The sequence below is a fragment of the Thermostichus sp. OS-CIW-30 genome (assembly GCF_054060215.1).
In genome coordinates this window covers 21,409-35,758 of the sequence record NZ_JBSSCZ010000017.1, presented here as the reverse complement: position 1 = coordinate 35,758, position 14,350 = coordinate 21,409, and the positions used below count along the sequence as shown (strand labels likewise).

The window sequence follows — 14,350 nt, the reverse complement described above, 5'->3', positions numbered from 1 at the left end:
CAAGGAATGTGAACTTTTGTAGCCAATCCTGAGGATTCTTCCACGATAATGCTTCCTCTGGCATCTCGGACAGAGTGGAGAACCTGGCCCCAAGCCCTGCACCTTACTTCCCCCAGGGATCCCGGCTGACTAGTCCCGATTAGAGGAAGCTGGCCAGAAACTCAGTGGAAATTTTTGTTAAAACTTGCTGGCAATACCTCAAAACCGTAGCTTATAATACAGAATGTAGATAGAAATCGTTCATCCTCTCGCGTGCTGGGCGGCTCGTTAATGTAGGTAGAGCGACATCACGGCCAGAGGACGGAAGTAGGGAGATATCCCGAAGGAACGCGCCTCAACTCTTCTGGTAACCGTGTGGCTTCTCTTGGGAGAAGGCGAACGGATGAAAACTCAACTCATTGGAGGCGAAGATCATGGCACTCTTTTACCGTGGCGTCGATTACACCCCCTCTTCTGCAACTGCAGCGGTTTCTCCCGGCAAAGTGGGGGGTCGTTACCGGGGGCTGGACTGGCGGTTCCGCCACCTGAGCAAGCCGGTGGTTTTGCCCACCAACCTTGACCTGCTCTATCGGGGTGTTGCTCATCACCTCAAGGCGGCCGAAGGGCCGGCTCAACCCGTTCAGACGGCAGAGGCATCTGCCCCGGTGGCTGCCAATGGCCGTTCTCATGTCTTGGATGAGCTGTCTCGCCGCTTGATGATGAGCCATCAACGCTTGATTCGGATTCGCCAGCAATCCATGCTGCTCCGCGGTACAGAGCAGATTGGCCTGCATGTCAACGTGCGCAACTTCTGGAACCGCATCCAAGGAAAAGTGCATCCCACCTTTCGGCTCAACTACGACCGTAGCCGTGTCAGCATGAGCTGATCTGCCCGTAACTGTTGATGCTCTGGCATGAGCTCAGCGAGAAGGGATCCCGGCTGGGGATCCCCTTTTGGTTTCTGGGTTGAGCTTCCTCAGGTCGATGGACGGCACAGGACGCTTCAACGCTGGCACGAGGTGCTGTTGACCAAAAGTAGCTAAGTTGCCCAAGGGATCCACAATTGAGGGGTGCTATTTCCTCGGAAAAAAACGGGATCCCATCAGGGATCCCGCTGCAGAATCGGCCACACCGCTTAGGCGTCGAAGTAAAGGGCGAACTCGTAGGGGTGAGGCCGCAGATTGATGGGGTTGATCTCGTTGTCGATCTTGTACTCGATATAGGTCTGGATCAGATCCTCAGTAAAGACACCGCCCTCTAGCAAGAAGGCATGATCCTTCTGCAGGTTTTCCAGGGCATCCAGCAGGGATCCAGGCGTGGAAGGGATCTTGGCCAGCTCTTCCGGCTCCAGATCGTAGATATCTTTGTCCAAGGGCTCGCCGGGATGGATCTTATTCTTGATCCCGTCCAGGCCAGCCATCAGCATGGCCGAAAAGGCGATGTAGGGGTTGCAGGTGGCATCCGGGCAGCGGAACTCCAGACGCTTGGCCTTGGGATTGTTGCCGGTCACCGGAATGCGAATGGCAGCGGAACGGTTGCCCTGGGAGTAAGCCAGGTTCACCGGCGCCTCGAAGCCGGGCACCAAGCGCTTGTAGGAGTTGGTGGTGGGGTTGGTGAAGGCCAGGATTGCCGGGGCATGCTTGAGCAGGCCACCGATGTAGTAGAGAGCTGTCTCGCTCAGGTTGGCATAGGTGCCTTCGCTGTAGAACAGGGGCTGGCCATCCTTCCAGAGGGACTGGTGGGTGTGCATGCCGGTGCCGTTGTCGTTAAATAGGGGCTTGGGCATGAAGGTGACGGTTTTGCCGTGCTTGCGGGCCACGTTCCGGATCACGTATTTGTAAACCATCATGTAGTCGGCAGCCGTGATCAGATCGGCAAAGCGATAGCCCAACTCCCCTTGCCCGCCGGTAGCCACCTCGTGGTGATGCTTCTCGATGGGCACCCCCAACTTGCCCATGGTCAGCAGCATCTCGGTGCGGATGTTTTGATGGGCATCGGTGGGCGGTGCCGGGAAATAGCCCTCTTTGTAGCGAGGCTTGTAGCCCAGGTTGCCACCTTTCTCCTCGCGGCCCGAGTTCCAGCGACCTTCGATGGAATCCACGAAGTAGTAGGCCGAGTTTTGGGTTTGGTCGAAGCGAACATCCTCAAAAATGAAAAACTCCGCTTCCGGCCCGAAGTAAGCCGTATCGGCAATGCCCGTCGATTGCAGATAGGCAACGGCACGGGCGGCAAGGCTGCGGGGACAGCGGCTATAGGGCTGGCCAGTGCGCGGCTCAACAATGCTGCAAGTTATGCTGAGGGTGGGCACCTCCAGAAAGGGATCAATCCAAGCCGTCTTGGGATCCGGCACCATGTACATGTCCGACTCGTTGATCGCTTTCCAGCCCCGGATACTGGATCCGTCAAAGGGAAGCCCCTCGGTGAAGGTTTCTTCCTTGATCATCGAGGTGTGGAAGGAAACATGCTGCCAGGTGCCAAAGATATCCACAAACTTGAGATCCACTATCTGGACGTTGTTGTCCTGGATCATCTGAAGCACTTCTTGGGGCGTGGATGCCATTACTCTCTCCTGATTGGGTTGCGGTTAAGACTGGGGGAACTGTGGCTGAAACAAATGGGATCCCAGCAGGTGATCCCCACGCTTCGACCCAGACAGGCCAAAAACGCTCACTCATCCTAGAAAGGCCAACACGGGTATTTTGTAGTTTCTGATACAAAATTCATTTGAGCTCCGCTTTCTGACCAAGACCAAATTGCTGGCCATCTCAGACACCTCTTTTCCTTCTGGCTTGGGTCAACCGGGATTGGGTGTTGGGGATCCAAAACTTGGGCAATGGCCGCCACTTGGCCAACCTCTGGGCAGAGATAACCCTATGGGATGGGCAAAAAAGGCCCCAATGGCCTGAGGCGAGCGAAAATGAGGCTAATAGGCCTCGGCCTCGACCGGTTCGCCAAGGGGTGTTAAGCTAAAGCGTAGTCGTTATGAGTTTGGCTTTTATTCCCATTGCAGAAGGAGAGACATCGGATGACAGAGCAAAGTCGGGTTGAGAATGTGGTGATTATCGGCTCCGGCCCTGCTGGGTTTACAGCAGCCATTTACGCTGGGCGTGCCAACCTGAAGCCGGTTGTGTTTGAGGGGTTCCAGGCGGGCGGGATCCCGGGCGGGCAACTGATGACCACCACCGAGGTGGAGAACTTTCCGGGCTTTCCCGAGGGCATCACCGGCCCCCAACTGATGAAGAACATGCGGGCTCAAGCGCAGCGGTGGGGGGCAGAACTTTACACCGAAGATGTCACCTTTGTGGATTTAAGCCAGCGGCCCTTTGTCGTCTGTTCTGACGAGCGGGAATTGCGCACCCACAGCCTGATCATCGCCACCGGGGCCACAGCCAAGCGCCTACACCTGCCGGGGGAGGAGACCTACTGGAACCGGGGCATGTCAGCTTGTGCTGTCTGCGATGGGGCTATGCCCATGTTCAGAGGGGTGGAATTGGTGGTGATCGGCGGCGGCGATACTGCCTGTGAGGAGGCCACCTACCTGACCAAGTTTGGATCCCACGTGCACATGCTGGTGCGCAGCGACAAAATGCGGGCCAGCAAGGCCATGCAGGATCGTGTTCTCAACAACCCCAAGATCACTGTGCACTGGAACACCGAGGCGGTGGAAGTGATGGGCGACGGCCTGCGCCTGACCGGGGTGAAAGTGCGGAACAACCAAACCGGCGAAATACGCGAGATGTCAGTGGGTGGCCTATTTTATGCCATTGGCCACAAGCCCAACACCGACTTGTTCAAAGGACAACTGGAACTGGATGAAGTCGGCTACATCGTCACCCGCCCGGGATCCGTGGCCACCAGTGTGGAGGGGGTGTTTGCCGCCGGCGACGTGCAGGATCACGAGTTTCGTCAGGCGATTACCGCTGCCGGCACTGGCTGTATGGCGGCCATGTTGGCAGAGCGTTGGCTCTCGGAACACGGCTTGGCCCAGGAGTATCACGTCCTTCCCCAAAGCCATCCTGAACCCAGCCCTGCTGCGACTTCTGCGGCAGAGTCTGCTGGGGATCCTGCTGTTGAGGAGGCCAGCTTTGAGGAGAATGGACAGGATGACTTAGACTTCAGCAAGACTTGCCATGAGGGGAGCTATGCCCTGCGGCGACTCTACCACGAAAGCGATCGCCTGCTCATGGTCAAGTACACCGCCCCCACCTGTGCCCCTTGTCATGCCCTCAAGCCGATCTTGAACAAGATCATCGATGAGTTCTCGGACAAGCTGCACGTGGTGGAGATCGATATTGAGAAAGATCCGGAGATTGCAGAGGCAGGGGGGGTGACGGGCACCCCGACGGTGCAATTTTTCAAAAACAAGACGCTGGTGGCCCAGTTGGTGGGCGTTAAGCCCAAGTCCCAATATCGAGAGGTGATCCAGGCCAATTTGTGTGAGGAAAAATCCCCCTAAGGATGTTTTCCTCTCCAACCTCTGGCCCCTCTCCCCAAGGGAGAAGGGAGCTGGGCGCAGAAAACGGTTTCCCAACCGAGGCTCAGCTAGTCCGAAAAGGCACCGTGGTAGGCGGCCTGCATAGCTGCCAAAGACACCACCAGTAAGGGATCCCCTTCTGCCGTCCTCAAGAGCAGGGGATCCGCAGGGGATCCCACCTGTCCCACAAGCTGCCACTGGCCGGGGAGCTGGGACTCCAAATAGGCTTCCCAGAGGGAACGGTGGGCCGGGCTTACGGAGACTAGGATGCGGCTGGATCCCTCTCCAAACAGGGCTTGATCCCAGCGCAAGGATCCAGGAGCCAGGGAGAGGGTTGCGCCGCGGCCTCCGCTCAAGCAGGCTTCTGCCAAAGCCACAGCCAATCCCCCCTCGCTGCAGTCGTGGGCAGAGCGCACCCAGCCCTGGCGGATTCCATGGCGACAGGCAGCTTGCACCCGCTTTTCCAATTCCAGATCCACTGGCGCGGGCCGGCCCGTAACTTGCTGGTGGATGACCGCCAAATACTCGCTGCCCCCCAAGCTGGTGAGGGCCTGGGATCCCAGGAGGTAAATGAGATCCCCTTCTTGCTGCCACCCCTGGCCACAGATGCATTTCAAGTCGGGAATAAGACCCACCATGCCAATGACAGGGGTAGGGTAGATAGCCTGCGATCCCTGGGGGGTGAGGGTCTCGTTGTAGAGAGAAACGTTTCCCCCCGTTACCGGCGTACCGAGGGCACGGCAGGCATCTCCAATCCCCCGACAGGCCAGGGCCAGCTGCCAGTACACCACCGGGTTTTCGGGATTGCCAAAGTTAAGGTTATCGGTAACAGCTAGGGGATCGGCCCCCACACAGGTGAGGTTGCGGGCAGCTTCCGCCACGGCTGCCTTGGCCCCCTCGTAGGGATCCAAATACACCCAGCGGCCATTGCCATCCAGGGTGGCAGCGATGGCCTTGCGGGAAGCTCGCAGGGGCGGCACCTCGCCCACGCCAAACCTTTGGGAACGGATGCGGATAACCGCCGCATCTCCCTGGCCCGGCCAAAGGACGGTGTTGTTTTGCACCTGGTGGTCGTATTGGCGATAGATCCAGGCTTTGCTGGCTAGGGTGGGGCTGGCCAAAAGCTGCAGCAGCACCTCTTTCCATGCCAGCGTTGCCTGAGCGAGGTGGATCCCCTGGCAATCACAAGGGGGTAGAGTGGCGGGATCCCATTGCCACGCTGCCTGCACGTAGGCTGGCGGCTCTGGCAACACCGGACGGACATAGACGGGGGTGTCTTCGGCCAAAGCCCGCACCGGCACCTGCACCACGCAGGATCCCTGGTGCCAGATCTCCACCAGCGGCTCGGCAATGACTTCCCCGGCCACACTAGCTTGCAAACCCCAGCGGTGGAAGATCTCCATCACCTCCGCCTCGCGGCCTTTTTGCACCACCAGCAGCATCCGCTCCTGGGATTCCGAGAGCAGGTATTCCCAGGCAGCCATGCCGCTTTCCCGCGCCGGCACTCGGTCGAGGTCAAAGCGGATCCCCACCCCTCCCTTGGCGGCCATCTCCGCGGTGGAGCAGGTGATCCCGGCTGCCCCCATATCCTGGGCAGCCACCACAGCTCCTGTGGCAAAGGCCTCCAGACAGGCCTCGATGAGGCACTTGCCCAGGAAGGGATCCCCCACCTGCACTGCCGGCCGATCCTGCTGCGCATCCTCCTTGAGCTCGGCGCTGGCAAAGCTGGCCCCGCGGATGCCATCCCGCCCGGTGGTGGCGCCCACGTACAAGACCGGGTTCCCCACCCCCCGCGCTGCCGATTTCACCACTGCCGGCGTCTCCAGCAGCCCCAGGGCCATGACGTTGACCAAGGGATTGCCGCTGTAGCAGGGATCCACGGCCACCTCGCCGCCTACGGTGGGCACCCCAACACAGTTGCCGTAGTGGGCGATCCCTTCCACCACCCTGGCCATGAGGCGGCGGTTGCGGGGATCGGTCAGCGGCCCAAAGCGCAGCGAGTTGAGGAGGGCAATGGGACGGGCGCCCAGGGTAAAGATATCCCGCAGGATCCCTCCCACGCCGGTAGCTGCCCCCTGGAAGGGCTCCACTGCCGAAGGATGGTTGTGGGACTCGATCTTAAACGCCAGCCAATCCCCCTCCCCCAGATCCACTACGCCGGCATTTTCCCCCGGCCCCACCACTACCCGCTCGCCCGTGGTGGGAAAGTTTTTCAGCAGAGGGCGGGAGTTTTTGTAGCAGCAGTGCTCTGACCACATCACCCCAAACATGGCCAGCTCGTTGGGGTTGGGATCCCGGCCCAGCTGCTGCTGGATCTGTTGATATTCCGCCGGGGAAAGGCCGTGGGCTTTTAAGTCTTCGAGAGTATAGGGCATAGTGCTCCAATTGCCCCTAGCTTAGGTCAACAACCCAGGGCCCAAGAGACGGGCCTGACGCTCTTCCAGTATGCGGCTTAAGGGGGGCCAGCGCTTCAGGTCGGGGTCTTGGACAATAAGCTGCTCTGCCGCTTGGCGGGCCAGCTGCAGCACCTCTTGATCCTCCATGAGGCTGGCCAGGGCAAAATCGGGTAGCCCCGACTGGCGGGTGCCCATCACCTCCCCTGGGCCGCGGAAGCGCAGATCCATCTCGGCAATGAAAAACCCGTCGTGGGACTGCTCCAGCACCTTGAGCCGCCGCAGGGCCTCCTCGCTTTTGGATCCTGTCATCAGGATGCAGTAGGCCTGGTCAGATCCCCGCCCTACCCGCCCCCGCAGTTGGTGCAGTTGGGAGAGCCCAAAGCGCTCCGCATGCTCCACCAGCATCACCGAGGCATTGGGCACATCTACCCCCACCTCCACCACCGTGGTAGAGACCAGAATATCCAGCTCCCGCCGGCGAAAGGCCGCAATGACAGCTTCCTTCTCGCTACTGGTCAAGCGCCCGTGCAGCAGGCCCACCCGAAATTGGGGGAAGACCTTTTCCTGCAGACGCTGGTGTTCCTCGATGGCAGATTTGAGATCCAGCTTCTCCGACTCTTCAATCAACGGCAGCACCACGTAGGCCTGCCGCCCTTGGGCAATTTCCCGCTCGATAAGCCGCATCACCTGCAGGCGATCCCCTGGCCGGGCCACCAGGGTGTGCACGGGCTTGCGCCCCGGCGGCAGCTCGTCAATTTGGGTAACATCCAGATCCCCATGCAGGGCCAGGGTGAGGGTGCGGGGGATGGGGGTGGCGGTCATAGTGAGCACATCGGGGTGATCCCCTTTCTGTTGCAGAGCGGCCCGCTGCTCCACGCCAAAGCGGTGCTGCTCGTCGATGACCACCAAGCCCAGGTTGCGAAACTGCACTGCCGGCTGGATGAGAGCATGGGTGCCCACCACCAAGGGCAATTCCCCGGTCTGCAACTGCCGCAGGATCTCCCGGCGCTTAGCAGGGGGCGTGGATCCAGTCAACAGTTCAACGGGCACCTGCAGCTGGCTGAGCCATTCCACCAACTTGCGGTAGTGTTGCTCGGCCAAAACCTCGGTGGGAGCCATGAGGGCCGCCTGCCAACCGGATTGAATGGCTGCCAGCACAGCTGCCACCGCCACCACGGTTTTGCCGGATCCCACATCTCCCTGCAAGAGGCGGTTCATGGGCAAGGGATCCCGCAGATCCGCTAGGATCTCGTCGATGGCCCGCTGCTGGGCAGCGGTAAGCTGAAAGGGCAGGATTTGGTAGAAGCGATCCAACAGCTCCCCTCTAGCCGGCTGGTAACGAGGTATGGCCTGAGCTTGGGCACGATAGCGGTGTCGCCGCTGCAATAGGCTTAGTTGTAGGTAGAAAAACTCATCGAACACCAGCCGCCGCCGGGCCTGGGCCAGCAGCTCTCGGGTCTCAGGAAAGTGGATCTGCTGCAGGGCAACAGGCAAGTCCAAAAGCTGCAACTGCCGCTTGAGATCCGCCGGCAAGGGATCCTCCACCAAGGCCGCCGCCGGCAAAGCCAGTTGCACCGCCTTGCGCACCAGATCGGCGGGGATCCCTTCTGAGAGAGGGTAAACTGGCAAGATCTTGCCCAGCCTGTCCAGCTCCTCGCCCTCTCCCCCCAGCACCTCCAGTTGCGGGTTATCCAGCGTTAGGCCCAACCGGCCCTTTTTGACCAGGCCGCTGGCAGCCACCAGGGCCCCCTTGGGGTATTGCCGCTCCAGGGAAGCTTGCCAACTGCGCTGGGCAAACTGCCGCCCGCTGTAGAAGCGGCTGAGGGTAATTACACCACTTTTGTCGGCAATCTTTAGGTTGAAGATGGTCAGCGAGGGATTCTTGGGGCTGGTAAAGCAACTGCAACTTTTCACCGTCCCTACAAGGGTAACGGTCTCCCCCACCTTGGCTTGGCGGATGAGCACCCGCCGGGAATAGTCCAGGTAGTCGCGGGGGAAGTAGTAGAGGGCATCCCGCACGCTGTGTAGGCCCAGTTGTGCCAGTTTCTCCGCCGACTTGGGACCAATCCCTTTGAGAAACTGCAGCGGCTGCTCCAGGCTGAGGCCGGCAGGGAGAGATGGGGAAATCGTGCTCCGCCCTGCCTCTGGGGGGGTTGTTGCTACGCCTACGGCAGGGAAACCAGAGCGCTGTGGCAACGAGGCTGCAAACGAGCCAGGTTGGTGGGAACTCGGTCGGGACAGCTCTTGCTGACGTCGGACTCGCTCCAGCCAGCGGCGGGTTTCGGCCACCAGGTGCTGGCGTTCGGGCAGCTCCAGCTCGGAATACAGGGTATAGCGGGATCCCAGTTCTTTCCATCGCCGCCGGTCATCTCCATTCAGCACCCAGTCAGAGGGGGGATCCTGTCCGAACACACTCCCCAAAAATTGGGAGAAGGTCTGCTCTCGCCCCCGCAGGTCGGTAAACCCCACCTCTGCTTCTAGGGAAAGGGCGCGCTGAAGCCGCTGTAGATCCACCTGGCTCAAGTTGCTTGGCTGCCGGGAGTGCTCCTTATCAATCCAACTTTAGCCAACAACGGCAGGACAACCGAAGGAGTGCAGCAGCGCAAGCCACACTTTCCATTCCTTGATAAAGAAAAAAGCCTGCCTTATTACTCCGCAACACTGTCGTGACGGGGCAGGCCGAAGGGATCCAGAGGCACTTTTTGGGAGATGCAGGAGCTTTAGCTGCGGGCCAGGGCGGATCCCAAAAGCAGAGCCATCACTGCCGGCACCAAGGCAATCGCCAGGATGGTGAAAACTTGTGCGTCCGTCATAACCAACTCCCTAACAGTGGAATTGCACAAAAGTCAGCCCCCTCACTCTACCGTAGCTTGAGGGGTAGCCTTGACACCGAGAAGAAAAGCTCAACATTCTTTACAAAGCAGCCCTTGCCCATCCCGCTTGACCGTGGCTCCCAGATCCTCTGCTTGGATCGATGTTGCTCCGCAACGCTGTCGCGACTGACATTCTCCCCACCCCTAAAGCAAGGGATTCTTTCTCAGTTTTGGGGTTTTACCCCAGGCAGAAAGGCCGGGGCCTGCGCTGCTGGTTTGCGGGTCATGCTACGATGTTGCTCCGCAACGCCGTCGCGACGGCGAAGCAGTTCTTGCCCATTCCTCCTGCGAAGTTCGGTCTTGGCGTCATCATGGTAGCTGCTCCACAAAGTCTGACCACCTCACGGGATAGCTTGGCCATCCTGGCGGAAACGGATCCCGTTGTTTACCGCCTGATCCAGCAAGAGCTCAACCGGCAGCGGGATCACCTGGAGATGATTGCCAGCGAGAACTTCACCTCTCCTGCCGTCTTGGCAGCCCAGGGCTCGGTGCTCACCAACAAGTATGCAGAAGGGCTGCCGGGCAAGCGCTACTACGGCGGCTGCGAGTTTATTGACGAGATTGAACAACTGGCCATTGACCGCGCCAAGCAACTGTTTGGGGCGGCTCACGCCAACGTGCAACCCCACTCCGGGGCGCAGGCCAATTTCGCTGTTTTCTTGGCCCTGCTGCAGCCGGGGGACACGATCATGGGCATGGATTTGTCTCATGGCGGCCACCTCACCCACGGCTCGCCGGTGAATGTCTCCGGCAAGTGGTTCCGCGTGGTGCACTACGGGGTGCATCCGCAGACGGAGCGGATTGATTTTGACCAAGTGCGGGATCTGGCTTTGCAGCATCGGCCTAAGCTGATCATCTGCGGCTACTCCGCCTACCCGCGGGCAATCGACTTTGCTGCTTTCCGCACCATTGCCGATGAGGTGGGAGCTTATCTGCTGGCCGACATTGCCCATATTGCCGGCCTGGTGGCCACCGGACACCACCCCAACCCCGTGCCCCTCTGCGATGTGGTGACCACCACCACCCACAAGACGTTGCGCGGGCCGCGTGGAGGGCTCATTCTCACCCGCGACCCAGAGCTGGGCAAAAAGCTGGATAAGGCAGTGTTCCCCGGCAGTCAAGGGGGGCCGCTGGAGCATGTTATTGCTGGCAAGGCGGTGGCCTTTGGAGAAGCCCTGCAGCCCAGCTTTGCCCAGTACTCGGCCCAAGTTATCGCCAATGCCCAAGCCCTGGCGGGATCCCTGCAACGGCGAGGCATCCGGCTAGTTTCGGGGGGCACCGACAATCACCTGATGTTGCTGGATCTGCGCTCGGTTTCGGCGGTGCTGGAAAAAACTGGGGCGGCGGATCCGGTAATGACGGGCAAACGGGCGGATCGGCTGATGGGGAAGATCCACATCACCGCCAATAAGAACACCATTCCCTTCGACCCACAGCCGCCCTTTGTAGCTAGCGGCCTGCGTCTGGGATCCCCAGCCTTGACCACCCGCGGCCTGGGGCCGGTAGAATTTGAAGAAATTGGGGAGATCATCGCCGATTGTCTGTTTCAGCCTGAGGAGCCTGCTGTGTTGGAAGAGTGTCGCCAGCGGGTGGCTCAGCTCTGTCGTCGTTTCCCCCTCTACCCCCACTTGGGATAACCGCAATCCTCGCCACGGCTTGCTATGCCCTACTTGGTTGCCTTTCTGGCTGCTGCCTGTGTGGTTCTGTGGGCAACCCCGGTGGTGAAGGCGGTCGGGATCCGCAGTGGCCAGTTGGACTTTCCCGACGAGCGCAAGATCCACCAGCAACCGATGGTGCGCCTGGGGGGGGTTTCCATCTTTTTTGGCAACTTGGTGGCCCTGCTGTTGCTCTGGGGAGCCGGAGCTTTTGGGGGCTTGCGCACCGAGCAGGAGTACGAGATTTGGGGGGTGACGATCGGTGGGGTTTTGTTTTTTTTGATTGGCCTGGCGGACGACCTGTTTCACCTGTCGCCTTTTTCCCGCTTGTTGATGCAATTCGGCGTGGCTGCTGCCGCTTGGGGAGTAGGGGTGCGCATTGAGTTCATCAGTCTGCCCGGGAGAGGGATCTGGCCCTTTCCGGTGTGGTTGAGCCTGCTGATTACCCTGTTCTGGCTGGTGGGGATGGCCAACGCCATCAACTTCATGGACGGGCTGGATGGACTGGCGGCAGGGGTGTCGGGAATTGCGGCAGTGGTGATGCTGATCGTAACCCTGCTGCTGGATCGACCGGCGGCGGCCATGCTGGCGGCGGCTTTGGCGGGAGCTTGCCTAGGCTTTTTGCGCTACAACTTCAACCCAGCGCAGATCTTCATGGGGGATGGGGGGGCCTATTTTTTGGGCTTTACCCTGGCTGGGATCGGGGTGATCGGGGTGGCCAAGGGGGTGACCACGCTGGCAGTGGCTCTGCCTTTCTTTATCTTGGCGGTGCCGATCCTGGATATGTCCACCGTAATCCTCAAGCGGCTGGCCGGGGGGAAGTCGCCTTTCCATCCCGACAAAGGCCACCTGCACCACCGCTTGCTCAAAGCCGGCCTATCCCATCGGCATTCAGTGCTGCTCATCTACGCCATGACCCTCTGGGGGGGATCCCTGGCCTTGGCCTTGGCGGGCTTGCCAGCAGGGGGCACCTACCTGGGCGGGGCCTCGCTGGTGTTGGCAGGGGTGGCTTGGGGGGCTTGGCAACGGCAACGAGCTTTGCCCTCGGAGGACAGGCCCGAACAGGAATATGTTGCTCCGCAATGCTGTTGCGACCAGGAATGTAAAGAAGATTGAGCTGGGCTTGTTCTCCATCGCTCGCCTGCCTAGACTGGAGGCGCTCTATATTTGTTGTTTTTTGTTTTGTTGTTTTTTGTTTAGCTCTGTGTTGCCTCATGCGCCCCACACCTGAGTTGGCAGCTCTCCTGCGCCGCACCGCGGATCGTATCCAATCCCAACACTGGGGCTTCTGGGACTGGGAGTATTGTTGGCGGGACAGCACCCGCTGCAATTGCGGCCTGTTGGTGCGAGAAGCCCTGGGCTGGGATCGGCAGCAACTCAGCCTGCGCATCCACCGCGGCACCTGGCGCTCCATCGCCCAAACCGCCTACCGAACTGTTGCCCTGGCCTTGAGGGATCCCTGGCAACTGGAGGGGCAGTGCGAGGCCACCGGCCTGCGGCTGGGGTATGTGTTCGAGAAAATGGCAGAGCTGGGGTTCGACCAACCGGAAGACTTTGCCGCCCTGGAGGAGCTGAGCGATCCCGTAATTCTGGCCCGCCTGGCGGAAAAAGGTGTGGAGCCAGCACAGCGCGACCAGGCGATCCATGTGGCGCTTTACATGCGGGAACTGGCGGACTGGATTGACGAACAACTGCAGGCGCAGGCTCAGATCAGCCGCTTGAGCCAACCTTTGCCCAAAACACCAGGGATCCTCGTCCAACAGTCGGTGCACCTTACTTGAGGAACTCAGTTGCCTTCCTCTACCATCACCACATGGGCAGGGATCCCAGGGGGAAGAGCCTTGCAGCCGGACAAAAAGGCCAGCTCGATTAAGAAGGCAAATCCCCCCACCTCAGCGCCGCTCTGGGCCACCAATTGGGCGGTGGCAGCGGCTGTACCCCCGGTGGCAATGACATCATCCACGATCAACACCCGCTCTCCAGGCCGCAGGGCGTGGGCGTGCAGTTGGAGCTGGTCTTGGCCGTATTCCAGGCTGTAAGTCTGGCTGAGCACCGGCGGCGGCAGTTTGCCTGGCTTGCGAACCGGGACAAAGCCCAAGCCCAGGTGTTGTGCCAAAGCAGCCCCTAAAATGAACCCCCGCGACTCGATGCCGACCACATAATCTAGGGATCCCATGCCGGTGGTGCCGGCGGCCAACTGTTCAATAGCCGCCCGGAAGCCTGCCGGATCCTGCAGCAGGGGGGTCATATCCCGAAAGAGGATGCCGGGTCTGGGAAAATCGGGCACCAAGCGAATGAGGGCTCGCAGATCCATCCTGTTTTCCTCGCTGGCCAGTGGCTTGCTGTTCGCGTTAGCGGGACGGAGTCCTCAAAGGACGCTCCAAGCAACCCATCATACTCGGTTAGCTAATGGGCAGATGGGATCCCTTTTGGTCAGTCGAGCAACGGGGAAGATTTTTTATAATTGGCAAGGCTAGGGGCCGCGGCTCACCTGGTCACCCATCTGTGAACTCGGAGACTTCTCATGCGTTATTACATGGCCATCGACTCCAATCCCCTAGCCAGTTTGCCGCTGGCTCTGTTTGGAGTGAGCAGCGAGGCGGCCTATGTCGATCTGCTGCAAGACAAGCTCATTGTGCGGGCGGGCAGCCTGTTCAACGAGACGTTCTCCTTGAGCGAGTTGGGGCGAGGGGAGCGCTTTCCCTGGCCCTGGTACTACGGGGTGGGCGTGCGCACCGATTTTCAGGGGATCGTTGGCCCGGTCACCAGCACCCAAGGGGTAATTGCCATTCCACTGGTGCAGGAAAAGCCTCTTTTTATTCCGTTGCTGGGGCCGGTGGGGCTGCAAGTGCCCTGCAAAAAGCTGGTCTTCAGCCTCAAAGATCCAGACACCTTCCTGGCCAACTTCAATCAGGGTCGCCCAGAGGTGAACGCCGGCCCGAAGAGTGTGGTGATTGAGTAGATGGGGATCCC

General features: G+C 60.0%; 11 protein-coding genes and 1 riboswitch. Of the genes, 6 read left to right on the top strand and 5 right to left on the bottom strand.

Annotation, left to right across the window (positions count from 1 at the left end; genetic code table 11):
- Positions 1-235 precede the first annotated feature (235 nt).
- Positions 236-334: riboswitch (Glutamine riboswitch) on the top strand.
- Between the two features lie 79 nt (positions 335-413).
- Complete coding sequence (locus ACVWZF_RS08635) at positions 414-866, top strand: DUF4278 domain-containing protein (protein WP_011434342.1); 453 nt, start codon at positions 414-416, stop codon at positions 864-866.
- Between the two features lie 248 nt (positions 867-1,114).
- Here the strand turns inward: ACVWZF_RS08635 and glnA are convergent, their stop codons facing one another.
- A complete protein-coding gene (gene glnA, locus ACVWZF_RS08630) occupies positions 1,115-2,539 on the bottom strand; it encodes a type I glutamate--ammonia ligase (RefSeq protein WP_011434344.1) in 1,425 nt (474 codons plus the stop codon).
- 465 nt (positions 2,540-3,004) lie between these two features.
- Between glnA and trxB the strand changes: the two genes are divergently transcribed.
- Positions 3,005-4,435: a thioredoxin-disulfide reductase gene (trxB, locus tag ACVWZF_RS08625; protein WP_457411272.1), complete on the top strand. Its 1,431-nt coding sequence runs from the start codon at positions 3,005-3,007 to the stop codon at positions 4,433-4,435.
- An 86-nt stretch (positions 4,436-4,521) separates the two neighbouring features.
- Here trxB and purL read toward each other — a convergent pair whose 3' ends face one another.
- The 3 genes from purL to psaM form a co-directional block, all read right to left on the bottom strand.
- Positions 4,522-6,828, bottom strand: a complete 2,307-nt coding sequence (purL, locus tag ACVWZF_RS08620) for a phosphoribosylformylglycinamidine synthase subunit PurL (protein ID WP_457411270.1) — start codon at positions 6,826-6,828, stop codon at positions 4,522-4,524.
- Between the two features lie 21 nt (positions 6,829-6,849).
- The gene (recG, locus tag ACVWZF_RS08615) at positions 6,850-9,363 is read right to left on the bottom strand and encodes an ATP-dependent DNA helicase RecG (protein ID WP_414408264.1); all 2,514 of its coding nucleotides are present in this window, start codon (positions 9,361-9,363) and stop codon (positions 6,850-6,852) included.
- A gap of 206 nt (positions 9,364-9,569) precedes the next feature.
- Positions 9,570-9,662, bottom strand: coding sequence for a photosystem I reaction center subunit XII (gene psaM / locus ACVWZF_RS08610; RefSeq protein ID WP_011434349.1), 93 nt, complete (start codon positions 9,660-9,662; stop codon positions 9,570-9,572).
- 371 nt (positions 9,663-10,033) lie between these two features.
- Between psaM and glyA the strand changes: the two genes are divergently transcribed.
- The 3 genes from glyA (at position 10,034) to ACVWZF_RS08595 (ending at position 13,158) form a co-directional block, all read left to right on the top strand.
- Positions 10,034-11,359: a serine hydroxymethyltransferase gene (gene glyA, locus ACVWZF_RS08605; RefSeq protein WP_049749659.1), complete on the top strand. Its 1,326-nt coding sequence runs from the start codon at positions 10,034-10,036 to the stop codon at positions 11,357-11,359.
- 24 nt (positions 11,360-11,383) lie between these two features.
- Complete coding sequence (locus ACVWZF_RS08600; RefSeq protein ID WP_414342225.1) at positions 11,384-12,493, top strand: glycosyltransferase family 4 protein; 1,110 nt, start codon at positions 11,384-11,386, stop codon at positions 12,491-12,493.
- A gap of 98 nt (positions 12,494-12,591) precedes the next feature.
- A complete protein-coding gene (locus tag ACVWZF_RS08595) occupies positions 12,592-13,158 on the top strand; it encodes a hypothetical protein (RefSeq protein WP_148202776.1) in 567 nt (188 codons plus the stop codon).
- 5 nt (positions 13,159-13,163) lie between these two features.
- Here ACVWZF_RS08595 and ACVWZF_RS08590 read toward each other — a convergent pair whose 3' ends face one another.
- Positions 13,164-13,691 (bottom strand): adenine phosphoribosyltransferase, encoded by a 528-nt coding sequence (locus tag ACVWZF_RS08590; RefSeq protein WP_011434353.1) that lies wholly within the window; start codon positions 13,689-13,691, stop codon positions 13,164-13,166.
- Between the two features lie 210 nt (positions 13,692-13,901).
- On the opposite strand from ACVWZF_RS08590, the gene ACVWZF_RS08585 reads away from it, so the two are divergent.
- Complete coding sequence (locus tag ACVWZF_RS08585) at positions 13,902-14,339, top strand: hypothetical protein (RefSeq protein WP_011434354.1); 438 nt, start codon at positions 13,902-13,904, stop codon at positions 14,337-14,339.
- The last annotated feature ends 11 nt before the right edge of the window (positions 14,340-14,350 follow it).